21 protein-coding genes are annotated in these 23,944 nt (G+C 62.6%); 8 read left to right on the top strand and 13 right to left on the bottom strand.

The window, feature by feature from the left end:
* The first annotated feature begins 61 nt into the window (after positions 1-61).
* Positions 62-469 (top strand): YciI family protein, encoded by a 408-nt coding sequence (locus ACBG85_RS28585; protein WP_003945999.1) that lies wholly within the window; start codon positions 62-64, stop codon positions 467-469.
* Positions 470-477: 8 nt separating this feature from the next.
* Positions 478-1,662, top strand: coding sequence for an RNA polymerase sigma factor (locus tag ACBG85_RS28580; protein ID WP_054187259.1), 1,185 nt, complete (start codon positions 478-480; stop codon positions 1,660-1,662).
* On the opposite strand, the gene ACBG85_RS28575 is transcribed toward ACBG85_RS28580, so the two are convergent.
* From ACBG85_RS28575 to ACBG85_RS28525, 11 genes are all read right to left on the bottom strand, one after another.
* Positions 1,648-2,394: an amino acid ABC transporter ATP-binding protein gene (locus ACBG85_RS28575; RefSeq protein ID WP_003946070.1), complete on the bottom strand. Its 747-nt coding sequence runs from the start codon at positions 2,392-2,394 to the stop codon at positions 1,648-1,650. The genes ACBG85_RS28580 and ACBG85_RS28575 overlap by 15 nt on opposite strands.
* Before the next feature lie 4 nt (positions 2,395-2,398).
* The gene (locus tag ACBG85_RS28570) at positions 2,399-4,216 is read right to left on the bottom strand and encodes an ABC transporter substrate-binding protein/permease (RefSeq protein WP_003946057.1); all 1,818 of its coding nucleotides are present in this window, start codon (positions 4,214-4,216) and stop codon (positions 2,399-2,401) included.
* 151 nt (positions 4,217-4,367) lie between these two features.
* Complete coding sequence (locus tag ACBG85_RS28565) at positions 4,368-5,282, bottom strand: SMP-30/gluconolactonase/LRE family protein (RefSeq protein WP_054828106.1); 915 nt, start codon at positions 5,280-5,282, stop codon at positions 4,368-4,370.
* A 31-nt stretch (positions 5,283-5,313) separates the two neighbouring features.
* A complete protein-coding gene (gene zigA, locus ACBG85_RS28560) occupies positions 5,314-6,513 on the bottom strand; it encodes a zinc metallochaperone GTPase ZigA (protein ID WP_372025672.1) in 1,200 nt (399 codons plus the stop codon).
* A gap of 98 nt (positions 6,514-6,611) precedes the next feature.
* Complete coding sequence (nthB, locus tag ACBG85_RS28555; protein WP_065351660.1) at positions 6,612-7,250, bottom strand: nitrile hydratase subunit beta; 639 nt, start codon at positions 7,248-7,250, stop codon at positions 6,612-6,614.
* A gap of 26 nt (positions 7,251-7,276) precedes the next feature.
* Positions 7,277-7,900 carry a nitrile hydratase subunit alpha gene (gene nthA / locus ACBG85_RS28550; RefSeq protein WP_042450854.1) on the bottom strand — a complete coding sequence of 208 codons (624 nt, stop codon included), beginning with the start codon at positions 7,898-7,900 and terminating at the stop codon, positions 7,277-7,279.
* Between the two features lie 73 nt (positions 7,901-7,973).
* The gene (locus ACBG85_RS28545) at positions 7,974-9,539 is read right to left on the bottom strand and encodes an amidase (RefSeq protein ID WP_042450636.1); all 1,566 of its coding nucleotides are present in this window, start codon (positions 9,537-9,539) and stop codon (positions 7,974-7,976) included.
* A gap of 114 nt (positions 9,540-9,653) precedes the next feature.
* Positions 9,654-11,060 (bottom strand): substrate-binding protein, encoded by a 1,407-nt coding sequence (locus tag ACBG85_RS28540; RefSeq protein ID WP_054187255.1) that lies wholly within the window; start codon positions 11,058-11,060, stop codon positions 9,654-9,656.
* A gap of 44 nt (positions 11,061-11,104) precedes the next feature.
* Positions 11,105-11,473: a helix-turn-helix transcriptional regulator gene (locus tag ACBG85_RS28535; RefSeq protein WP_007735244.1), complete on the bottom strand. Its 369-nt coding sequence runs from the start codon at positions 11,471-11,473 to the stop codon at positions 11,105-11,107.
* A 115-nt stretch (positions 11,474-11,588) separates the two neighbouring features.
* Positions 11,589-12,650, bottom strand: a complete 1,062-nt coding sequence (locus ACBG85_RS28530; RefSeq protein WP_065351659.1) for a phenylacetaldoxime dehydratase family protein — start codon at positions 12,648-12,650, stop codon at positions 11,589-11,591.
* A gap of 204 nt (positions 12,651-12,854) precedes the next feature.
* Entirely contained in the window at positions 12,855-13,835 is a 981-nt protein-coding gene (locus ACBG85_RS28525; protein ID WP_372025669.1) for a helix-turn-helix domain-containing protein, read from the bottom strand.
* Positions 13,836-14,011: 176 nt separating this feature from the next.
* On the opposite strand from ACBG85_RS28525, the gene ACBG85_RS28520 reads away from it, so the two are divergent.
* The 3 genes from ACBG85_RS28520 to ACBG85_RS28510 are packed head-to-tail and all read left to right on the top strand — an operon-like array spanning position 14,012 to position 17,891.
* On the top strand, positions 14,012-14,647 hold the full coding sequence (locus tag ACBG85_RS28520; RefSeq protein ID WP_030537647.1) for a TetR/AcrR family transcriptional regulator C-terminal domain-containing protein: 636 nt from the start codon (positions 14,012-14,014) through the stop codon (positions 14,645-14,647).
* A gap of 36 nt (positions 14,648-14,683) precedes the next feature.
* A complete protein-coding gene (locus ACBG85_RS28515; RefSeq protein ID WP_030537646.1) occupies positions 14,684-16,189 on the top strand; it encodes a class I adenylate-forming enzyme family protein in 1,506 nt (501 codons plus the stop codon).
* A gap of 10 nt (positions 16,190-16,199) precedes the next feature.
* Positions 16,200-17,891: an acyl-CoA dehydrogenase family protein gene (locus ACBG85_RS28510; protein ID WP_372025666.1), complete on the top strand. Its 1,692-nt coding sequence runs from the start codon at positions 16,200-16,202 to the stop codon at positions 17,889-17,891.
* Here the strand turns inward: ACBG85_RS28510 and ACBG85_RS28505 are convergent.
* On the bottom strand, positions 17,888-18,766 hold the full coding sequence (locus tag ACBG85_RS28505) for a LysR family transcriptional regulator (protein WP_030537644.1): 879 nt from the start codon (positions 18,764-18,766) through the stop codon (positions 17,888-17,890). The two genes, ACBG85_RS28510 and ACBG85_RS28505, sit on opposite strands and share 4 nt — an antisense overlap.
* A gap of 146 nt (positions 18,767-18,912) precedes the next feature.
* Between ACBG85_RS28505 and ACBG85_RS28500 the strand changes: the two genes are divergently transcribed.
* From ACBG85_RS28500 to ACBG85_RS28490, 3 genes are read left to right on the top strand one after another with little or no spacing between them, the layout of a single operon-like run.
* Positions 18,913-20,283, top strand: a complete 1,371-nt coding sequence (locus tag ACBG85_RS28500; RefSeq protein ID WP_338926764.1) for an MFS transporter — start codon at positions 18,913-18,915, stop codon at positions 20,281-20,283.
* Positions 20,283-21,998, top strand: a complete 1,716-nt coding sequence (locus ACBG85_RS28495) for an acyl-CoA dehydrogenase family protein (RefSeq protein WP_338926762.1) — start codon at positions 20,283-20,285, stop codon at positions 21,996-21,998. The genes ACBG85_RS28500 and ACBG85_RS28495 overlap by 1 nt, the downstream gene beginning before the upstream one ends.
* Complete coding sequence (locus ACBG85_RS28490; protein WP_116057616.1) at positions 21,995-23,224, top strand: CaiB/BaiF CoA-transferase family protein; 1,230 nt, start codon at positions 21,995-21,997, stop codon at positions 23,222-23,224. Before ACBG85_RS28495 ends, ACBG85_RS28490 begins: the two co-directional genes overlap by 4 nt.
* On the opposite strand, the gene ACBG85_RS28485 is transcribed toward ACBG85_RS28490, so the two are convergent.
* Positions 23,146-23,940 carry an LLM class F420-dependent oxidoreductase gene (locus ACBG85_RS28485; RefSeq protein WP_030537640.1) on the bottom strand — a complete coding sequence of 265 codons (795 nt, stop codon included), beginning with the start codon at positions 23,938-23,940 and terminating at the stop codon, positions 23,146-23,148. The genes ACBG85_RS28490 and ACBG85_RS28485 overlap by 79 nt on opposite strands.
* Positions 23,941-23,944 lie beyond the last annotated feature (4 nt).

The following is a 23,944-nucleotide window of genomic DNA, read 5'->3' as shown; positions in this document are numbered from 1 at the left end:
GCTTCGTCCCTGTAGTGAAGTGCGACCAGAATGGGTGGCACCGACACAGAGGAGATTCACGATGGCCAAGTACTTGCTGCTCAAGCACTACCGCGGCGCTCCGGCTGCAGTCAACGACGTGCCGATGGACCAGTGGACGCCGGACGAGATCACTGCCCACGTGAAGTACATGCAGGACTTCGCGGATCGGCTCGAGAAGGCGGGCGAGTTCGTCGACGGTCAGGCTCTCGCTCCTGAGGGCACCTTTGTCCGATACGACGGTGAGGGTCGCCCCCCGGTCACCGACGGTCCGTTCGCGGAAACCAAGGACCTCATTGCCGGCTGGATGGTGATCGACGTCGACAACTACGACCGTGCCGTCCAATTGGCCGGCGAGCTCTCGGCCGCGCCCGGCGCAGGCGGGAAGCCGATTCACGAATGGCTCGAACTGCGCCCGTTCCTGACCGAGCCGCCGACCATCACGGACTGAAACCTGTCATGGACGACGCCCTGCTTCGGAGTCTGACTCCGAGCGTGCTCGGCATCCTCGTCCGCCGCGGAGCAGATTTCGCGTCGGCCGAGGACGCCGTGCAGGACGCTCTGCTCGAGGCGGTCAGGGTCTGGCCGGACAACCCGCCGCGGGACCCGAAGGGCTGGCTGGTCACGGTGGCCTGGCGGCGGTTCCTCGACGGGATCCGTTCGGATGCGGCTCGCCGTAAGCGGGAGTTTCTGGCTGACGAGCAGCCAGGCGAGCGGCCGGTCAGCGGGTCGGTGCCGGGCGTGGACGACACACTCCAGCTCTACTTTCTGTGCGCGCACCCGTCGTTGACGCCGTCGTCCGCCGTCGCACTCACGCTGCGCGCTGTCGGCGGGCTGACCACCCGCCAGATTGCGCAGGCCTACCTGGTGCCCGAGGCGACTATGGCTCAGCGCATCAGCCGAGCCAAGCGCACGGTCTCCGGCGTCCGGTTCGAGCAACCCGGCGATGTCGCCACCGTCCTGCGTGTCCTTTATCTGGTCTTCAACGAGGGGTACTCCGGCGACGTCGACCTGGCTGCCGAGGCCATCCGGCTCACCCGGCAGTTGGCGGCCGCGATCGATCACCCCGAAGTCGCAGGGTTGCTCGCACTGATGCTGCTCCATCACGCTCGTCGAGCCGCGCGAACTGCCGCGGACGGCAGTCTGGTTCCGCTAGCCGAGCAGGATCGCAGCCGGTGGGACACCGATTCGATTGCCGAAGGAGTCGCAATCCTCCAGTCAGCTCTCGCCCGCGACCGGCTCGGTGAGTTCCAGGCCCAGGCCGCCATTGCCGCACTCCATGCCGACGCTTTCACAGCAGACGAGACCGATTGGGTGCAGATCGTGGAGTGGTACGACGAACTCGCAGCCCTGACCGACAGCCCGATCGTCCGGCTCAACCGAGCGGTGGCGGTCGGCGAGGCGGACGGGCCACGCGCCGGATTGGCAGCTCTTGCAGCGCTGGACGATTCACTTCCACGCCATGCCGCAGTCGAGGCCTATCTGCGTGAACGCGACGGAGACCTGGAGTCGGCGGCGAGGTTGTATGCCGATGCAGCGCACAAGGCATCCAACCTCGCCGAACGCGACCATCTGATGCTTCAGGCGTCGAGGATCAACGCCCGTCGATCCCCTGCAAGCGCCCCTGAGTCAGAGAACCTGTGAGAGGAACGCCTGCAGTCGATCTGTTTCGGGATCGTCGAAAAGCTGTTCCGGAGTACCGGTTTCGACAACGGCGCCGCGATCCATGAACAGCACCTTGTCGGAAACGGAACGCGCGAAACCCATTTCGTGCGTCACGACGACCATGGTCATGCCGGACTTCGCGAGATCGGCCATCAATGCCAGAACACCCTTGACCAGTTCGGGGTCGAGAGCTGACGTCGCCTCGTCGAAGAACATGACCTCGGGCTTCATCGCCAGGGCGCGGGCAATGGCGACGCGCTGCTGCTGACCACCCGAAAGGTTGCCGGGCCGCGAGTCGGCCTTCTCCCTGAGCCCCACCAGATCCAGCTGCTCGAGCGCGAGCGCCCGAGCTTGCTCCTTCGACAAACCCTTGAGCTTGTTCGGCCCGAGTGCGATGTTCTCGGCGACGGTCTTGTGTGGGAACAGGTTGAAGTGCTGGAACACCATGCCGATCCGCTGGCGTAGCTCGTCGGGGTTGTCCTTCAGGACGGACTTCCCGTCGAGCAGCACGTCACCCTGCTCGGGCTCGTGCAGACGGTTCAGCACGCGCAGGAGCGTCGACTTGCCCGAACCGGAGGGCCCGATGACGGTGACGGTGTTTCCGGCGTCGACGTGCAGGTTGACGCCGCGAAGCACCTTGTTGGTGCCGAAGGACAGATGCAGGTCCTTGCCGGTGAGCGATACGGACTTCAGTTCAGAGCTGGTGGTCATGTCCTCAGCCCCTTTCCACGACGATGGCCTGCTCGAGCGGATCCAACGTGCCTGAAGTGTCGGCGCGTCCGGTCCGGAGTCGGTTGTCGATGTAGTTGACGAGGTGCGTCAGCGGGATGGTCAGAGCAAGGTAGAACAAGCCTGCCGCAACGAGCGGGGACAGGCTGCCGGTCTGGGCGTTGAGATCACGTCCGACGGCAAAGAGTTCCCGCTGGGTGACGAGGAGACCGAGGAAGTAGATCAGCGACGAGTCCTTGATCAGCGAGATGAACTGGTTCATCAACGCCGGCAGAACGCGTCGTACACCCTGCGGGATGACGACCAGCGACATGGACTTTCGGTAGCTGAAACCGAGGGCACGTGAAGCCTCGAGCTGCCCGGACTCGACGCTCTGGATTCCGGATCTGAAGATCTCACCGATGTATGCCGACGCGAGCAGTGACAGCGCTGCGACACCGAGCCAGTACGGATTGCTACCGGTGATTCCCTTGACGATCGGTCCGACGCCGAGCCCGATGATCAAGATGATGACGACTGCGGGCAGGCCACGGAAGATGTCGGTGTAGACGCGGGCCGGCCAGCGCAGCCAACGGGTGCGCGAGATACCGGCGACAGCGAGCAGCATGCCGAGGATCGTGCCGATGATGCCGGACGCGAGCGCAAGGATCAGGGTGTTGGGAAGACCGGTCTTGAGGAGATCGGGGAATGCCTTCTTGTACAGATCCCAGTCGAAGAACGTGTCCTTGAGCTGTTCGAGCGTCGACTTCGGTTGGTACGACGCGGTATCGCCACCGTCGCCGTTTGCTGCGTTTTCCGCGGCAATGGCTGCGAAGTCGGGCAGTTCCGGAGTGGCCGCGGCCTTGGATCCGGGCTTCCAGCCTTCAGGGAGTTGGCGCGGTACCCAGTCGGCGTACAGCTGAGACCAGGTTCCGTCGTCGATGACTGCGTCGAGGCCGGAGTTGAGGGCGTCGATCAGCGGCTGGTTTTCCTTGTTCACCGCCCAGCCGACGAAGTTGTTGACCGAGAAGGTGTTCTGGATGATCGAGGTCGGATCACCGGGAGCGATTGCACCTTCGGCCTGCTGAGACGGAGCTACCCAGGCGTCGATCTGTCCGGACTTGAGGTTCGCGTACGCCGTGGCGTAGTCGGGAAACTTCACGGGATCGAGCTTGAGCGTGTTCACGACGTAGTCGTCCTGCACGGTTCCCTGTACGACGCCGATGCGCTTTGATGCGTCCAGGTCTCCGAAGCCGGTGATCGGGCTGCCGTTAGGCACGACGAGGGAGAAGTATCCGAAGTCGTAACCGTTGGTGAAGCCGACGGTGTTGCGACGGTCGTCCGTGGTGGTGATGGACGACGAGCCGACGTCGAAGCGTCGACCGGCAACCTGGGCGAGAAGCCCGGCGAACTCGGTGCCGACGAACTCGACCTTCAGGCCCAGCTTGTCCGCGACGGCCTTCAACAGCTCGTTGTCGTATCCGGTGTACTGATTCTCGGAGTTGACGCAGATGCTCGGGGGCGCGTCACCGAGCGTGCCGACCGTGATGACCCCGGGTTTGATCAGATTCAGCTTCGAGGTGTCGATCTGATCGACCGGGGTGACGGTGGCCGTGGTGTAGCGGTCTTCGGCGCCCGCACCCGCTGCCGCGTCCAGATTGGTGGGCGCCGCGGTTGCAGCTCCCACTCCTGGAGGTGCACACAGGTCTGTGGGGGCTGCCGACGAATCCGAGCCACTCGAGCACGATGACAGAGTCAGCGCCAGGAGGGCAGTGAGGAGCAGTGCCACCACCAGGCGGATCTTCGCTGCGACGGAAGAAAACATGCGTGCAGCGTAAACCTAAGGGTAGCCATTTCTCCGTGTAGAACTGTTGACAGTTTTCGGACAAGGGGCCGTTGCGCTGCGGGCATGCCTTCAAATCAGCGTGATTTTAAGTATCGCCAGGTCGGGGAATCTCGTGCCGAAGAGATCGGCGTCAGCGGACGGGTGCGAGTTCGACGCCCGACGGAGGTACCAGGCGACGCAGCGTTCCGTCGAAGCCGGTGACGTAGAGCGCCCAGCCGTCGCCGTCCTGTCCTATACGCACTGAACTCGGCCCGTTCCACCCATTCGACAGACCCGAAGCGACGACGCAGGAAGTGCCGGTTTCAGGGTGTACGCGATAGATCGAGCCTTCGACGTGAGCAGCGGCGTAGAGCATTCCATCCTGCGACATGGTCAGATCGTCGAGTCCGGGTATCAGGCTCGGGACCGTCGCTACAACTGTCCACGCGTCAGGGGTATCCAAGGGCACTCGAATGATCTGACCGGTGAACAGGTCATCGGTGTACACGGCTCGATGATCCGGACTGAGCGCGAGTCCCTCCGAACGCGGCACTGTCGACCAATTGGGAACGACGGCTCCGGAGTCGTGCAGATAGCGCGAGACGCCCTTTGGCGGACCTCCTTCTGTTCCGACCCACGTGGTCAGCAGATCGCCGTCGGGAAGCCGGAGCAGGCCGTTGCCCGCGAAGTCGACGGGTGCGGACAGCTGATCCGTCGAGGTGTCCAGGTGCCACAGCTTGCCGTCCTGTCTGGTGAGGAAGGACAGCCTCGAACCGTCGAGTTGCAAACCGCCAGGGGCAGCCATGTCGTCGAGGACAGTTCGTACCTGTCCTGCGGCGTCGACGTGATAGATCTTCGACTCGCCGGAGAGGTAGAACCCGCCGTTGTCATCGGGCTCGAGGTTTTCGAGCTGTTCCAACCCTTGCGCTACGGTTTCGACCCGCCACTCGCCGCACATCGGCGCGACTGTCCAGGTGGCCCCCGCCGGCGTAGCTGCGGCCACGGTCCCGGCTGCGATCGCCGCGACGATCAACAACGCCCGAGTTCGGTTGCGTGATACCCCCATTGCGCACAACTTACGGCAAACCGGACCAATATCAAACGGTCCGGTCGGTATAGCCGACGCCCAGAGGGTCGCTCCAGGTGGTCCACACGTCTGGCCCGAGTTCGATCTCGGCTGTGGTGAGTAGACACGCGTCGAGTTCTCGGTGCAGTCGAGACGGGTCGATGGCTTGGCCGATGAAGACGAGTTCTTGTCGGCAGTCTCCGACGGGTTCTTCCCACTTGTCGAGGATTCCGTCACGACGGTAATCGTCGGCCGGCCACTCGTCACGGGGTAGAAACTTCCACCAACGGCCGACGTATCCGTGGCGAATGAGATGACCGGCCTGAGAAATACTCCCGATCTCGGTGAACCGGCCGGCATTCCAGTAGTAGCCCTTGGCCCGAAGTAACTTTCCGTTGGTCCACTCGCTGCTGAGGAAATCATGCAGCCGTTGGGGGTGGAAGGGTGCGCGCTCGCGGTACACCACCGAACTGATTCCGTACTCTTCGGTTTCGGGGATGTGTTCACCTTGGAGTTCTTGTAACCATCCGGGGGCCTGTGCAGCCTTTTCGAGCGAGAACAAACCGGTGTCGAGAATCGTGTCGAGTGGGATGCGACCGAGCGTCATCGGAACTATCGCAGCGGATGCGTTCAAAGAGCGCAGGACTGCGGTCAATTCGACCAGGTGCTGGTGCGAGACGAGATCGGCCTTGCTCACCAGGATGACGTCGGCAAATTCGATCTGATCGACAAGCAGATCCGCGATGTCTCGTTCGTCTTCCGGGGCATCGGCTTCGACGCGGCCCCCAGCCGTGTAGTCGCGCAGAAAACTGTGGCCGTCGACGACGGTGACCATGGTGTCGAGTCGGGCGACGTCGGCGAGGGCGTGGCCGTCGGTATCGATGAATGTGAACGTCTCTGCGACGGGAAGCGGTTCGGAGATGCCCGAAGATTCGATGAGTAGGTAGTCGAATCGGCCATCGGCGGCCAAGGCACTGATCTCGGAAAGAAGATCCTCTCGCAGAGTGCAGCAGATGCAGCCGTTGGTCATCTCGACCAGTTTCTCCTCGGAGCGACTGAGCGAGATCTCACGCTCGACTTCTGCACTGTCGATGTTGATTTCGCTCATGTCGTTGACGATCACCGCGACCCGCCGACCCTCTCGATTTCGCAGGATCTCGTTGAGTAGTGTCGTCTTCCCGGCGCCCAGGAAACCTGACAGCACCGTGACCGGAAGTCGTGTGTCGACCATGATTTCCAGTGTCCTTCCGAATGAGAGAATTGCTGTGATCAGGCGGCGGTCACGCGAAACGCTGTGATCGCGTGACCGCCGCCCGGAATGTTGGACGATCAGGCCGCAGGCTCGAGGTAACCCTCGAAAAGGTCGACTACGACGCTGCCGCCGTCGGTGTCGCTACCGAACAATTCCTCGGCGGCGAACTTCACGTGGTACGTCGGTCCTTCGCCGGCGTCGTTGCGCCCGTGGCCGATTGCGTCGGGAAACGGCCACTTCTCGGTAGTCCGATGAGAGATGGTTCCCACTCGTCCGCGGCAGTACGCAGGCATTCGAATATGCCCCGGAACGTACTCGTCGCGCACGCGTACTCGCTGACCGACTTCGAAGGTGGTCGTCTCGACGGGTGCCGGACGCCCTTCGGATTCGCTTGGCCGCGACAGTGGGAACGGTCCCCCTGCAAGGCTTTCGAGTTCTTCCTGCGTCAGGATTCCCTTTTCGACCATCAGTGTCGCGACGCCGATGACGTACCTCTCGTAGTACGGGGTCATCATGTAGTGGCGTGGTTCCATCCGCTCGACGACGTATCGAACTTCGTCGACGCTGAATGCCCCGAGTTCGGCGACACCGGCGAACATCAGGCTGTACGGCAGGTGTTCCCACTCGGCGTGGAAGGTGGGGCCGATGTCGGCGTTGACGGTATGCGGGACTTTGCCGAAGCCTTGAACTCCGGCAAGATCGTGTACTCCATCCATGGTGTGCTTCTTTCTTGTCGGGGTGATCAGACGGTGGGGACCTGCGGGACTGCGACGCCGATCAGGCAGTCCTTGGTGACGATCTCTTGAAGCTGTTCCTGGCTCCAGCCTTCGGTGCCTGCGGGACGTTGCGGGAGAACCATGTAGCGAGTTTCGGCGGTGGTGTCGTAGACGCGGATCTCGACGTCCGACGCGATCTCGGTTCCCATCTCGGAGAGAACCTTCCGTGGCTCACGCACCACTCGCGCACGGTATTCGAAACTCTTGTACCAGGTAGGGGGCAGGCCGAGAATGGGCCACGCGGTGCATGAACACAACGAGCACACGATCACGTTCTTGAGGGTCGGGGTGTCTTCGACTGCCACGATGTACTCGCCCTGGGGGCCCAGATATCCGTACTGGGCAACCGCGGCGGTACCGTCGGTGAGAAGCAACTGCCGGAACTCGGGGTCGGTCCACGCCCGCGCGACCAATTCCGCTCCGCGCCTTGGACTGAAGTCCTCCTCGAAGGTCTTCTTCCATCCCTCGACGTAACCGTCGGGTACCAATCCCTTACCGTCGAGTGCGCGGAACAGGGCCCACGCCCGGTCGGAGACCGGCGCCTGGGCCGGTGCGGCGTTCTCCGTTGTGTGGTCGATCGTTACTGACATCTGGTTCACCTTTTCTATGCGGGCTGATCATGTGTGAATCGGTGGAATTTGTTGTGCAAGTGCGGATACAGAACTAGGTGAGGCTGAGTTGTGGTGCAGAGTCGGAGATGTGGTCGGCAGGCGTCGGAAACGCGCCGCGAAGCTTTTCGAATGCGCGCCCGACCCGGAGGACCGTCGCATCGTCGAAGGTCTTGCCGGTGATCATCATTCCGACCGGAAGCCCGTTCACCAGGCCGGCGGGAACGGACAGGGACGGATGTCCGGTCACGTCGAACGGTGCTGTGTTGGCGATCATCCCGAGAGCCTTCGTGATGAAGGTTGCACGATCCACGTCCTTCGCCGGTAGTTCGGATGCGACGTAGGGCAGTGTGGGCATCACCAGGACGTCGAATTGTCTCAAGGCAGTGTCGTAGGCGGCACGGGCGAGCGGTACGAGGTTCCGGGCTTTGCCGTAGCTCGCGCCGCCGAGGGTGGTGATGCCGTGGTGGCCGGTCAGAGCCACCAGTTTGACGGTTTCGGACAGAGCGTCGGCGTGCTGAAGGCGTCGAGAAGCAAAGTGTGCCATCAGTTCCGGATCGTACAAACCTTCGGCGTTCATGCCGTATCCGTTGCCGTCCAACATCTGGTAGGCACCACCGTCCGTGGCGATCACGTTCCAGATGTGGAAAGCATGTAGGTGCCACGGGATGTTTACTTCCTCTACCGTGCAACCGATTTCGGACAGACTGTGTGCCGCTGCGCGGACTGCGTCGTCGACCTCGGGCTGTGAGACCGCGTGCCCGAAACCTTCTCGAACGATCCCGATTCGCAGACCATCCACATCGGAGTCGAGGGTGGACAGATAGTCACCTGCTTCGACGCTGTCGGCTTGGCGTGGGTCGTTACCGTCGCGACCGGCGATGACCGAGAGCATCAGTGCGGCATCGTGGACCGTGCGTGTGATCGGGCCGAGATGGTCGATTGTTCGCTCGATGGGAAATGCCCCGGTATACGGGACGAGCCCGAACGTCGGCTTGTGTCCGACGACGCCGCAGAATGCCGCCGGGATCCGGATCGATCCGCCCTGATCCCCGCCGATGGCAAAATCGACGTCACCGTTTGCGACGAGAGCCGCACTGCCACCCGATGATCCACCTGCTTCACGCTGTGGGTCCCATGGATTGCGGACCGGTCCGCTTGCCGGTGTGAAGCTCGAACCGGAGAAACACAGGTCCTCACACACAGCTTTGCCCGCGACGGTTGCACCGGCCGCCAGTAGTCGAGTGACCACAGTCGCGTCGCGAGACGGAGTGAACCCCTCTACTGTCCGAGACCCGTTCATCATCGGAACTCCGGCCACGGTCACGTTGTCCTTGATCGCCACGCGTCGGCCGGTCAGGACGCCGTCCGACGTCGGCGGGATGCTTGTGGTCACATACCAAGCGCTCAAAGGATTTTCGCTCGCTGTTGGCACCGTGTGCTCGCGTGACGTGGTCGGCGGGGTTGCCTCGTCGGCGTACAACTGGTCGACGACGTCGTAGGAGCCCAGTGCTCCGTCGATCAGTGCCGGCCACTCGAGCCGGGCTGATTGGTCGAGAGTGATGCCGTAATGCCTTGCGGCGGTGTCTATTGCATTGTCGTCAGGTCGGATTGTCGCCATGAGAAGTGTGCTCCTGATGTGATCGGCTTCACTTGTCTTTCAGACTAGGGCCGGATCCATAATTGCGTCAATAGGTATCGACATATTGACTCGTTAAGTTCGGGTTACGCGCGCTCAGAGAGAGCGGGGGTACAGGCGCCCACGGCGTGATTCAGCGAGCAGAATCGGTCGATGCAGTGGAACGCCGTTGTTCGTAGAGCTTTTCGATGTCGTGACAAGCTGCCGAAGTACTGTTTCCGGATCGCCTGCCGACGTTCGTTCGACTGCGCGTGCGTAAGCGACGATCGCTTCGTATGTTGTCTCCGACAGGGAACTGAGCGGAGGCAGGAGTTCGTTCGAGCTCGCGCTGTATCGCTTTTCGAGGTCGTGATCGCCGGCTGCGGATTGAAAGTAGCCGAATGCCGCCCAGACTCCGTCGGCATCGGAATTGCCGATGAGCTGCTGAGTGGCCTCGTCGAGGACCAATGCAAACGTCCGCGTGGTGGCCCGCAGTCCGTGCTGGGCGCATTGTCGTTCGAAGAAGACCTCGTCATGGCCCACCAGGGTGGAAAGAATCAGTTCGGCCCCGGAGTCGGCTATCGACTCGATGATGCGTGAGAAGTCGGTTGTCCCCAACGGTACGTAGACTTCGCCGGCCACCGAACCTGTGGATTCGGCGATCACACGCCGGGCCGCCCAATGCGCTCCGAACGACCACGAATACTGCTGGCCGACCAGGAACCAAGTGCGAGAACCGGTCTCGGACATCATTGCGGGTATACCTGCTCGCGTCTGGTCGAGTGGTCGCTCACCCAATCGAAGGACTCCCGGACGCGATCGACCTCCCTCGTTGAGAACTGTGTGCACCAACAGCACACCGGTGTTCTGCAATGCAGATGCAGCGGCATTGAAGGTCGACGATGTCACGCACGCGAAAACGGCGCGACATCCGCTTTTCACCAATCGCAGTGCGGTCGCCGCTCCGGCCGCCGAGTCGGAAGCGTCATCGCCGATCACCAAGTCGACGAGAACGCCGCCGATGCCGCCGTCGGCATTGATTTCTTCCACGGCCAGGGCTGCGAGTGTTTCTGTCGCCTGGGCGAATACAGCTGCCGGGCCGGATTTGCTGACCAGCAGCCCGATCCGATGTCGGTCGGAACGCGGAGGTTCGGGTGGAGCGAATCCGCGCTTGTTGGCAAGCCAGGAAATGCCGTCCTGATCGAGGCTGGACTCGAGAACGATCCGGGTCCCGGCGCCGTCGGGAAAGAACCGGATCGTCAGGCGGCCGCGCCACGGTTGGTGGTGCACGATCACGACCGATCGGCCCCGCTTCACGCCGGCGACGTATCCCAACAGCGTGATCGGCATTCCGACTGGATCTGCGCGTGCGCCGTCGCCGACGGGAAGGGAGATGGCGGCAGCGGCCCCGACCGTCAGTTGCTCACATTCGAGTTCGAGCAGTTGCCCCGTTTCGAGGCGCTCGAAGGCTGACCCTGGTGGGTCGGTCGTCACGATCTGTGCCGTTACGGAGAGACCTGGCACGTTCTACTTCCTGCCTGAAATAGGTGCTGGGGCTCAACAAGGCCTCACGCTCGGCGACGCACCGATGCGACGTCTGAATCCTCAGTCGCAGTGGCCGGCAACTCGGAGGCGTTCGAACCTGCTTCCAGCGCTCGCCCGAGGACGTCGCGCAGGAACTGGAGTGCATCGTTGGCGGGCCCCGATGGATCTATCGAGAACAGGCGATGACGTCCTTGACGCCGTTCGACGATCACGCCGGACAACCGCAGCGCCTTGAGATGTGTGGATACCGTGGTGCGACCGACCGTCGAAATTTGATCGCTGATGAAGCCCGCGTTGCACTCGCCGTGTGTAGCCAGCGTGTCGAGAATCTGTCGACGCACTTGGTCGGCCAGCACAGCAAACGCCAACTCTTCGTTTCGTTGAGTAGTCACTGTCTGCTGTCCGCGCTTCCTCGATGGTCTCTACTGAGATATGTCGACACCCGTCAACATATCTCGAGTTGCCTCCGAGGGAAAGAATGTGGCCGAAGATTGCCGGCGACTTCGGTCAGTGCTCGGCGGTGATCACCGCGTCGCGCAGCATTCCGGTCCCGGGATGGCAATTGATGTACTCGTAGAGCTGATCGGCGGCATCGAATACCGAGACCTCATGGTAGAGACGCAATTTCGACAGGCCCTCGGCCACCCGGAAGAACGTCGTGAAGATCCGTAGATGGGTCGGGTGGGATTCCGACCACCGTTCGAGTTGGTCGAGGGAGGCCCAGTGGCCGATGTTGTAGCTCAAGTCGAGGAAGTTTCCGTCGATGTCGATATTGCGTACGAATCGGTTGCTGTAGCACCCGACGGCCGGGCCGTTGTCGCGGAGGAAGTCCATGCCCGATTGAAGAGTGGGCAGGATTTCGTCCAGGTAGAGGCTGCGCTCGTCTGCTTCCGCGTCGGCCCAGTCCTGCCCGGACCTGATCAGTGCGATGTTGTCGTGTCCCCGCACTACTACGCGTCCACCTACGGCGGGGTCACCGGCGACGACCCGTAGTTCGCCCGAGGCCTGCATCCAGTCGGTTTGGGAGATCGGAAACCGCTCGCGCATCGAACCCCAGTAGCCGTGCTCGTTGATTTCGCCGCTGACACCGTCCATGACAGCTCCCACTCCGGGGAGGTCGTCTTGGAACGCGTAGAGCGTTTCGAATTGTTCGGCTCTCGGTGCCACGATCTCGCGGAAGAACCCCAATCCGTCCGACAGGCGGTCTTCGGACTCCCACCAGGAGGATACTGGAGGTGATGCGCTCCAACGATGTTGGGAAGAAACATCTTTCCAGTAACCGACCACGATCAGGTTCTCGTAGCCCTGGTTGTCGATGTGATGGGTGAGATCGTGGTGTGCCGGTCCGTCCGGCAAGTCGAAGCCGGCGACGATATCCCGCATCGCCTGCAGTGCTGCCGGGCGCTGATCCTCGCCGCGGAACTGTACGCCGAGATAGCCCATCACGACCTGGTGCAATGTGTCGTCTGCGCGCCCGACCCACATGGGAAACGGTGGCGTATAGGTATCCGGAACCCGCCTGGTCAGAGTGCGCGGGCATTGAAGGTGTTCGCCGATTGCAGATTCCATGAGTGCTCCCTGTGATGTAGGTGGTCGAATCGGGTGCCTGGCACTTGGCAACGCCGTGCCGAAAATCTACGCCCGCTCAGCCGAGCAAACTTGGCCGTCAGCGCCCGATGCTTGGCCTACCGTGCCAAGAATTGTGGATACGCTTCGGCGACAGAAAATTTTGAACACCATGTTCAATGGGTAAGTGTCCGAAGATGTTACAGATCAGCGGGTAGTACTTGTGGGGGCCGCTGCTTGCGACCGGTACCGCCGCGGGCTGATCCCGAATTCCGCCTTGAAGGCTCGACTGAAGGCGGCCAGGTCGGTGAATCCCCAGCGGTGAGAAATCTGGGTCAGCGACCGCTCTACTCCGTGTCGTTGCACGATCTCACGACGGCAACCGTCGAGTCGACGGCTGCGAATCGACCGTGACACCGTCGTGCCGTGTTCGGCGAAGGCTCGGTGCAACTGCCGAATGGAGACTTTGACCGATCCCGCGATTTCCACCGGAGACAGGGCCGGGTCTGCGATGCGGGCGTCTATGACCGACAGGGCGGATTCGTAGAGGCTGGTTCGCCGCGAGGTGATCGGTCGCGCAGTTGTGTGAAGAACGGACTTGACCAGGTTGCCGATCTCGTTGACGACTTCCTCTTCGTCTCCGCTTGCGTCGGACGTCATGCGGACGGAGGCAAGATCGTGAAGAAAGCGACCGAGCAGGCCACTCAGGCCCGCGTGTCCGTCGAAGGCGATGGCGGTCAGGCTCGTGACCTCCGCGTCGCTGAGCGACAGGTACGACCGTGGCCAGGTGAACACCTCGAGTCCCCAGATGCCGTCGTGTGCGTGTCCCTCGATCTGCCAATCGAAGGGGCGCGTGGTGTCGTACAGGACGTAGTCGCCACGTCGCAGGACGCATTCGCGGTCGTCTTGGCGCACTACCGCGCTACCGCGGCGGATCATCCCGATCTGCAGATAGTCCGCGCCGTCGCTTTTGATGAGGCTGTTGCTACGGACTATTCGTTGTTCCATCGATTGAACTGCGGATACCCGAACGTGTGCGAGTTGGGCCGAGTGGACGGCCCCGCTGAATCGATCGCCGTCTCCGATATCGGATACGTCGAGCGCGACAAAATGCTCGCGCAACAAATCTGCCCAGTCGCCCGTGAGAGTCGTGCGTGTGGGCAGGGAGAAGCCGGATCGCGCGAGCATTGCAGGGCGCCTCCTCGCAGAAAAGCCGAAGTTCTCGGGTGCTCGATGTTCAGAGAGTAATCCCGCACATCAGACATGTCGATAGAAGTCGACATGTCATCGCGTCGGGAAGAAATTGTTTGCCATACAAACAACGCCGAGTTATTGTTTGTCGTACAAACAAGTAGGAGTTCGTGATGGCCACCGAGGCAGTTCCCGCAGCGCGCGCGACGCGTGAGTCGGGCAAGCAGACGCGCATGGCGCTGTTCAACGCCGCAACCGAGCTGTTCCTCGAGCACGGCGACAGCGTCTCCATCGCGCAGATCTGCACGGCCGCCGGCGCCCATCCCAACCAGGTGACCTACTACTACGGCTCCAAAGAAAAGCTCTTCGTCGAGGTGGCGTGCGCGGCCGTTCTGCGCGCAGGCAAGCGTGCCGAGGTCGATGCCGCTGACGCCGACACGGTCGGCGATTACACCGAGAAGCTGGTCGGATCCCTCCTGGGCTCGGGCGCTCCCAGCGTCGAACTCTTCGTGGAAGCGATGATGATGACGGGTCGTCGTGGTGAACTCCGCGACCTGATCTCCGAAACGCTTCGCACTCTGCACTCCTCGGGCGAAACCGCCCTCCTCCGTACCTTGATCCGCACCGGCTGGCAGCTGCGCGCGGGCATCGACGTCGAGTCCAAGGCCTTCTGGTCTGCGATCTTCGGCCTCGTCATCCAGAAGACTGCCACCGGCGAGAGCTTCGGCTACTCCCTCGAGGAGGCGGTTGCCGTCATCTTCGCCACCCTCCAGATACCCGACGCCGTACTCAACAGCTCGATGGAATGAACTCTCTTCGAGCGTGATTCTCCGACAAGGACTTCGATGAATATCGTTCGCGTATTCGACAGCAACGTCACCAAGACCCCGGACAAACCCTTCCTGATATTCGACGGTCACGATCACACGTACTCCCAGGTTCAGGACGGAAGTCGACGCGCCGCAGGCTATTTGCAGTCGCTGGGCGTGCAGCCGGGCGACCGCGTCGCGCTGATGTGTTACAACACTCCGGGATTCGTGTACGCGATGCTCGGTGCCTGGCGCTTGGGCGCCGTCGTGGTCCCCATCAACCACAAGATGCAGACTCCGGAAGTTGCCTACGTGCTGGGACACGCGAAGGTGTCGGTGTGCGTCTTCGACGGTGAGTTGGCGCCGGTTGTCGGTCGACTGGAGACAACGGCCAAGCTGATCAGCACGGACTCTGTCGCAGACGGTTTCGACTTCTTCGACGACGCCATCACCCGCCAGGACGGCGTTGACGGTATCGACATCGACGAGAACGATCCGGCCGAAATCCTCTACACCTCGGGGACTACCGGCTCGCCCAAGGGCTGCGTCCACAGCCACCGCAACGTCGTCGGTGTTGCCGTCACCGCGGCCCTCGCCGTGTCGACGACTCGGGACGAGCGACTGCTCATGGCCGTCCCGATCTGGCACGCTTCCCCGCTCAACAACTGGTTCATGTCCACGCTCTACATGGGCGGAACCGTCGTGCTGCTGCGCGAGTACCATCCCGTCAAATTCCTGGAAACAGTTCAGGAACAACGCATTACCCTCTGCTTCGGCCCGCCGGTCATCTACACCACTGCACTCAACCTCGTGCCGAACTTTGCCGACTACAACCTCGGAAGCGTTCGTGCGTGGTTGTACGGCGGGGGACCGATCGGCGCGGATGTCGCTCGGCGACTGGTGGAGTCGTACGGCACCACCGAATTCCGGCAGGTCTACGGCATGACCGAGACCGGGCCAGTGGGCACCGTGCTGTACCCCGAAGAGCAGTTGAGCAAGGCGGGCTCGATCGGCCGCGTCGCGCTGGCCGGCGTCGACCTGCGCCTGGTTGCCGATGACGGCACCGACGCGGAGCCCGATCAGATCGGTGAGATCTGGCTGCGCGCCGACACCGTCATGCAGGGGTACCTCGACGACCCCGCTGCCACGAAGGCTGCTTTTGCCGACGGCGGTTGGTATCGCACCGGCGATCTGGCGCGCAAGGATGCGGACGGTTACCTCTTCATCGTCGACCGCGCGAAGGACATGATCATCACGGGCGGCGAGAACGTCTACTCCAAGGAGGTCGAGGACGTGATCTCCGGCCACCCGGACGTCGTCGACGTCGCCGTTGTCGGAAAACCCAACGAAGAATGGGGCGAGACCGTCGTCGCGCACGTCGTCTGGCGTGAACCGGATGTAATCAGCGCCGACGACATCAAGGACTACCTCTCGGACAAGTTGGCGCGCTACAAGATTCCGCGTGAAGTGGTGTTCGCGACGATTCTTCCGCGTACACCGACCGGCAAGATCCAGAAGCACCTCATCCGCGCAGCGAGCTGAAAGGCCTGTCATGACTGATATTTCCGAGAAGACCGTCACCCACCCGGCTCCGCATCGCACCCATGCAGTGCTCAACCAGTCGGTACCGCGCACGGACGTCAACGAGTTCCTGCTCGATACGGTCCTGGCCGAAGGCGTCGCGCGTCACGACGCCGATTGGGCCACCAGTGAACTCACCGATATCGGTGAACTGGTCGGCAGTGCCGGGTTCCAGCACGACGCCGAGCTGGCCAACACGGTGATCCCCGAATTGAAGACCTTCGATCGCTGGGGAAACCGCATCGACGAGGTCGAATACCATCCGTCGTATCACCGGATCATCTCTGCCGCCGTTGCGCACGGTGCTCACACCTCTGCCTGGGCTGACCCCAAGCCGGGTGCCAACGTGGCTCGGGCCGCGGCATTCATGCTGTTCTCCCAGGTCGAACCGGGCCACGCGTGCCCAATCTCCATGACGCACGCTGTGATCCCCTCGCTCGAGCTGCAACCCGATGTAGCCGCCATCTGGACCCCGCGTGCCCTTTCTCGGAGTTACACCCCCGAGTTGGATGCTCCCGGAAAGGCATCCGCGATCTTCGGAATGTCGATGACGGAAAAGCAGGGTGGCTCCGACGTGCGAGCCAACACGACCATCGCCAAGCCGGCCGGACGTGGCGGCCCGGGTGCGGACTACCTCCTCACCGGACACAAGTGGTTCTGCTCCGCGCCGATGTCCGACGCCTTCCTGGTTCTCGCTCAGGCCGAAGGTGCTGCCGGCGAGGGACTTTCCTGCTTCCTTCTCCCCCGCATCCTGCCTGACGGCACACGCAACGTCTTCCGTATCCAGCGTCTGAAGAACAAGCTGGGCAACAAGTCCAACGCGTCGTCCGAGATCGAACTCGACGGCACCGTCGGCACCATGATCGGCGAACCGGGTCGTGGCGTGCGGACCATCATCGAAATGGTGTCCCAGACGCGACTCGACTGCATCCTGGGCAGCACGGCAGGTATGCGTCAGTCGGTCGCCGAAGCGGTGTGGCATGCACGGCACCGCAACGCTTTCGGTGCCGTCCTGGCAGATCAGCCCGCAATGACGTCGGTGCTCGCCGACCTGGCTCTCGAATCCGAGGCCGCGACCATCACCGCACTGCGATTGGCCCGTGCGCAGGACGAGGACGCGAATGAGCAGGAAAAGGCGTTCCGCCGACTCGCGACAGCTGTTGCGAAGTACTGGATCTGCAAGCGCGGCCCGCACCACTCCTACGAAGCCCTCGAGTGCCTGGGCGGCAACGGTTACACCGAGGACTTCCCGCTTGCCCGTCGCTACCGTGAGCAGCCCGTCATGGCCGTGTGGGAGGGGTCGGGCAACGTCATCGCGCTCGACGTCCTGCGCGCGATGACCCGTGAACCCGACTCCGTTGCCGCCTTCGACCACGAGGTCAACCTCGCCCGCGGCAACAACCCGGTCCTCGATCAGCACCTCGATCGGGTACGACGCCAACTCGGTGAGCTCGCCACGATGGCACCTGCCGACGCTCAACTCCGCGCTCGGACCGTCGTCGAGGCTATGGCGTTGGCACTGCAGGCTTCGCTCATGGTGCGCCACTCCCCGGCCGCCTCGTCCGATGCGTTCATTGCCGCTCGCCTCGGCGCCGACCGTGGTCACGAGTACGGAACTCTGCCTGTGGGAACAGATTTCGCCGGAGTTCTCGCGAGAGCCTAAGGCTGCTCCCTCAGTACCCTGGTGACGGTGTGTACTGCCGGCGTCGGATTGTTGGGTCGCCATGCCATCGCGATTTTCAGCGTGGGCGTGGCCCCGGCGATCGGCAGGTACACGACCCCGTCCATGGACAGATGCGCCGTCGACTCCACGACGACGGCGATCCCGACCCCCGCTCCGACCATGGCCAACAGGCTGTACGGATCGGGGGCTTCGTGTGCGATGGTGGGCGTGAAACCTGCTGTGGCGCAAACGGACAACGTTGCATCGCGCACCACCGAGCCGTGCTCGGCGGGATACATCACGAATCGCTCGGTTGCCAGGTCTTCCGGTGACACCGAGTCATGCGTACCGAGGTGATGCCTGGCCGGAACCGCGACCATCAAGGTTTCCTCCCGCACAGTGTGAGTCTCGAATCCGCGCGGAATGGGCAGGCCGACTATGCCCATGTCCAGTGCTCCGCGTCGGAGAGCGTCGAGCACCTCACCCGAGTACATCTGCGGCCGTAGTTCCAGTTCGATTCCCGGATGGGAGTCGGCCAAGGACCGTGTGAGGGCCGACAGGACGGTGTAGCCGCCTGTTCCACCGAAACCCACTGTGACACGGCCCGTCTCGCCAGTCGACGCGGCCGATGCGATTTCTCGTACCACGGCGATCTGCGCTTCGATGATCCGTGCGGGCGTGACCAAGGCTTCGCCGGCGGCTGTCAGTTGCACTGATCTGGTGGTCCGGACGAACAGGTCGGTGCCCAGTTCACGCTCGAGCGCCCGAATGGTCTGGCTGAGCGGGGACTGCCCGATGTGGAGTCGCTCGGCGGCCCGGCCGAAATGAAGTTCGTCGGCGACTGCGAGAAACGCGCGCAGTTGACGCAGTTCCACGTCGCTCCTCCCGGGTTTTATTATGTGGTTCTCCCACATAAATAAGTCGAACTAAGTCTTGGACTCTACATGGATTTCGGACGATAGTGATTCACGCCTCACATTGCATCCCTTGGTGATGCCCGACGCGAGAATCAGGGAGAACCGTGGATCAACACCCAGGTCAAGACACCAATCCGCCTGAATACAACACCAAACAGGCACGCAAGGCCGGAATCACGGCGTTTGTCGGAACGACCATCGAATGGTTCGACTTCTACATCTACGGAACCGCATCCGCCTTGGTGCTCGGCCCGCTGTTCTTCCCGGATGCGTCGCCGGCGGTGGGGACACTCGCAGCCTTCGCGACTTTTGCCGTGGGATTCGTGGCTCGTCCGGTCGGCGGAGTGGTGTTCGGTCATTTCGGAGACAAGTTCGGTCGCAAGAACGCCGTGATCATCACCCTCGCGCTCATGGGCTTGGGAACTGTCGGTGTCGGCCTCCTCCCTACGTACTCCCAGATCGGGATCTGGGCGCCGATACTGCTTGTGGCACTGCGTGTTCTCCAGGGCATCGCCATGGGCGGCGAATGGGGTGGCGCCGTATTGATCGCCACCGAGTTCGCTCCCCCGAAGAAGAAGGTGCTCTACGGCGCGTTTGCGCAGCAGGGTTCACCGGTCGGCAACCTGCTCGCGACGCTGGCCTTCCTCGGCCTGACGTTGATGTCGGATTCCGTGTTCGAGTCGTGGGGTTGGCGTCTGCCGTTCCTCGGATCCGCAGCTTTGGTGATCGTCGCTCTCTACATCCGTCTGCACATCTCCGAGACGCCCGAGATGAAGAAGGCTGTTGCGGCACAGGAGCGTACACGGATGCCGCTGGTCGAAGTGTTGCGGTCGCATCCCGTCGAACTTGCCCTCGGCGTCGGCGCTGTGGTTGCCGGTGTTGCCATCACGTACGTCAAGACAACCTTTGCGCTCTCCTGGGCGACAACGGATCTCGGCTTCGAGCGTAGTGACTTCCTCCTCGTGATCACCGTGGCACTGGTAGCCCAGGCGCTCGTACAGCCTTTCGGCGCTGTGCTGGCCACGCGGATCGATCCGTCGAAAGCGGTCCGTTGGATGCTGCTTCCGGAGATCGTGCTCCTACCACTGATGTTCGTGCTGGTTCAGACGGGCTCCGTGCCCTTGGCGATTCTGGGGATGGTCCTCGCGACGGCGCCTCACGCAATGTATTACGCCGCGTTGGCCGGCATCCTGGCGCAGGTTTTCCCCACCAATGTTCGGTATACCGGCATCTCTCTGTCGTACCAATTGTCGACCGCCATTTTTGCCGGAACGGCCCCGATGGTCAGCCAGTATCTGCTGACGCGAACCAACTCGATCTGGCCGGTCGTAGCTCTAGGGCTCGTGTATGTCGTTCTCTCCCTTGTCTGTATGACTGCATTGTTGCGCAGGAGTGCGCTGCACGGGCAAGGGCTGGAGTCGACGAGCTCCTCGAACATGACCGATGCTTTCACCCTGAAAGGCGTTGACCACTGATGAACTTTGCACACACCGACCCCGCTCTGACAGCGGTAGTGGACAGATGGACCGCCGGGGCGGACCGAGAGACGTTGAACGGATTGCTCGACCGACTGGGCCGAGATGCAGCCGGCCGTTTGTCCGAGCTTGCCGACATCGCAGACAAGAACCCGCCGGTGCTGCAGCAATTCGACAAGGCCGGTGACCGCGTCGACCGGATTTCCTATCACCCGGCCTACCTGGAACTGTGCCGGGCGGCGTACAACGAGTACGGCCTGTCCGCCATGTCGCACCGAAAAGGGTTGCACGGATGGGACTCCGTGCATCCGCCACTCGCGAAGTACCTCGCGTCGTACATCTTCGTGCAGGCAGAGTTCGGGCTGGCCTGCCCGGTGTCGATGACAGATGCTGCTGCGCGGACCCTGCGTATGTTCGGTGATCCGGCCGTGTTCTCGCCCTGGATCGACGCGTTGACGTCGACGGACCCCGAGCAGGCGGAGACGGGTGCGATGTTCATGACCGAGATTCAGGCAGGCACCGACATCGCCTGCACCGAAACACGCGCCGAGCGCGACGGTGACGGATGGGTTCTGACGGGCAAGAAGTGGTTCGCCTCCAACCCGGATGCCGATGTGATCATCACCCTCGCAAGATTCCCGGGCGGACAGGATGGTTCGACGCGTGGAGTCGGAATGTTCATGGTGCCCAAGACCTTGGGATCCGGCGAGCGCAACAACCTCACGATCGATCGTCTCAAGGACAAGCTGGGTACGCGTTCAATGCCGAGCGGCGAGGTGACGCTGAACCGCGCGCACGCACTCCAGGTCGGTGAACTCGATCGAGGGTTCCGCCAGATGGCGGAGATGGTCAACACGTCTCGCCTCTCCAATGCGATGCGTTCGAGCGCTCTCATGCGCCGAGCAGTCCGTGAAGCCGTCGAACATTCGAAGAGCCGAGTCGTGTTCGGTAAGAGGCTCTTCGACCAGCCGCTGATGCGGGCGACACTTGTCCCCCTTGCGCTCGATGCCGAGGCTTCGCTGGCTCTCGTCGCCTACAGCGCACAGTGTCTTCAGGCTGCAGACGGCGGCGACGAACAGGCGCGCGCACTGATCAGAGTACTGACACCGATCGCCAAACACTTTGTCTGCAAACGCGCGCGGGTGGTCACCGGCGAGGCCATGGAGGTGCGCGGAGGAAACGGCTACATCGAGGAATGGGCCAACGCGCGACTCGTCCGGGACGCTCACCTCGGATCGATCTGGGAAGGGTCGAGCAATGTCATTGCGCTGGACGTACTTCGGTGCCTACGTAAGTTCAACTCGCACCGCACCGTCGCGGGAGCGATGACGGACATCCTGTCCACCGTCGGACCGGATTGCGAAGCCGGGTCCGGAGTTCTGTTGCGGCGCTGGGAGGAACTGGTCGATGAAGGAGATCGTCTGATCTCCGGATCTGACGATGCCGCGCAGGCTGCGAGTGCAAGGTACTCCGACGAGTTGGCTCGTACCGTCATGGCGACCCTGCTCTTCGACCTTGCGGACCACGGCATCCGACACGGTAATGGGTACCGGTCACTGCTGGTGGCGAATTCCTACCTGGCCGGTCTTGTGGGGAAGGTGCCGTCGGCTGCACTCGGCAATCTCGACGTGATCACCGACGGCGGTGACGTCGAGCTGGATGATGCACGTGACGTCGTAGCCGAGTTCCTCTCCGTAGCAGGGGTTCACCAGTGAATTCTCCAACAGGCCCCACACCCTTGGCTGGTGTCCGCGTGCTCGATCTGTCGAAGATCCTTGCCGGGCCGTACGCAACCATGTCGCTTGCCGATCTCGGAGCCGACGTCACCAAGATCGAACACCCTGAAGGCGGCGACCCCACGCGTTCGTGGGGGCCTCCCTTCGTCGGCGTAGATGCCGCCTACTACCTCGCGATCAACCGCGGCAAGAAGTCGGTCACGATCGACCTCAAGTCCACCGAAGGACAGGAGATCATCCACCGCATGCTCGAAGAGACCGATGTGGTCGTGGAGAACTTCAAGCCGGGCAGCGGATTACAGAAGATCTTCGACTACCAGGCACTGTCCGAGCGATACCCGCATCTGATCACCCTGCACATCTCTGCCTTCGGTGAAGAAGGACCGCTGCGCGACGAACCGGGGTACGACATGATCGCGCAGGCCGCGGGTGGGCTCATGTCGCTCACCGGTGAACCGGGTGGTGCTCCGATGAAATCCGGGTTTGCGTTGGGAGACTTGGGCGCAGCGCTGTTCGGACTGGTCGGTGTCCTGGCTGCATTGGTCGAGCGAGGCCGGACCGGGCGCGGACAGTACGTGACCACCTCGCTGTACGAGTGCCAACTCGCGATGCACGTGAACTGGGCGACCAGTTACTTCGCCACCGGTGAGCGCCCGACTGCGTTGGGCTCCGGTCATCCGAATCTTGCTCCGTATCAAGCATTTCCTGCCAGCGACGGGTACTTCGTCGTCGCTGTCGGCAACGACGCGATGTGGGCGTCGCTGGCCGAGGCCATCGGAAGGAGTGAACTGGTCACCGATTCGCGTTTTGCCCACAACCGCGACAGAGTGGAGAACCGCGAGAGTCTGGAACGAGAACTCACCAGCGCCTTCGCATCGGAGACCGTCGAACACTGGTGCGCTCTTCTCGCCCAACGCGCCGTACCGGTCTCACCGATCCGGCATCTCGACGAGATCTACTCCGATCCCCACACCGCCGCGCTCGGCATGGTCGGAACCGTCGACCATCCGACGCTCGGACCGTTGAAGCAAGTGGCCTTTCCGGTCAACTTCTCCGGCCAGAGGCCACGTCTGACGTCGGCGCCGCCCGTTCTCGGCGCCGACAACGACGAAGTCCTTGGTACCGCTCAGGCCAGCCCGCTCAACGCAGGCGGCGTGTTGTCGTCGCGCCAACCGATGGCCTCGGCAAGCGTCGTGAGGTCGTAGTCCGGTCCGCTGACGCCGACGGTGAAGAGTGAGACACCGTCGGCGACCAGGTCGGCTGCATTTTCGAGCCCAGGCCACGGAACCGAGTGCTCTACTTCCAGCGGGTTCCGGCCCACGTCGGCGCAGTGGTCGGAGAGGATGTCTGACTTGCGCAGGTGTGTCTCACGGTCGCCGAAGCTGTGCCAGACGTCGGCGTACTCGGCGACCAAGCGCAGGGTCTTCTTCTCGCCGCCACCGCCGATGAGGACCGGGATGTTGCGCGTCGGCGGCGGGTTGCCCTTCGCCAGGCGGCCCGTGATGCGGGGGAGGTATTCGCCAAGCAGTTTCAGCCGTGAACCGGGAGTGCCGAAGTCGTATCCGAACTGGTCGTAGTCCTTCTCGAACCAGCCGGCACCGATACCGAGGATCAGGCGCCCACCGCTGATGTGGTCGACGGTTCGCGCCATGTCGGCCAGCAGATCCGGATTGCGGTAGCCACCACCGGTGACCAGGGCGCCGATCTCGACGCGTTCGGTCTGCTCGGCCCAGGCGCCGAGCATGGTCCAGCATTCGAAGTGGGCGCCGTCGGGATCGCCGGTCAACGGGTAGAAGTGGTCCCAGTTGAAGACGATGTCCACCCCGGCGTCCTCGGACCGCAAGACGGCGTCGCGTATCAACCCGTAATCGGGTGCGTGCTGGGGTTGGAGTTGAACACCGATGCGTACCGGACGAGTCATGCCA

It is taken from the genome of Rhodococcus sp. NyZ502 (genome assembly GCF_041464245.1).
In the GTDB taxonomy this organism is placed as follows: domain Bacteria; phylum Actinomycetota; class Actinomycetes; order Mycobacteriales; family Mycobacteriaceae; genus Rhodococcus_F; species Rhodococcus_F qingshengii.
This window is presented reverse-complemented; position numbering and strand designations above follow the sequence as displayed.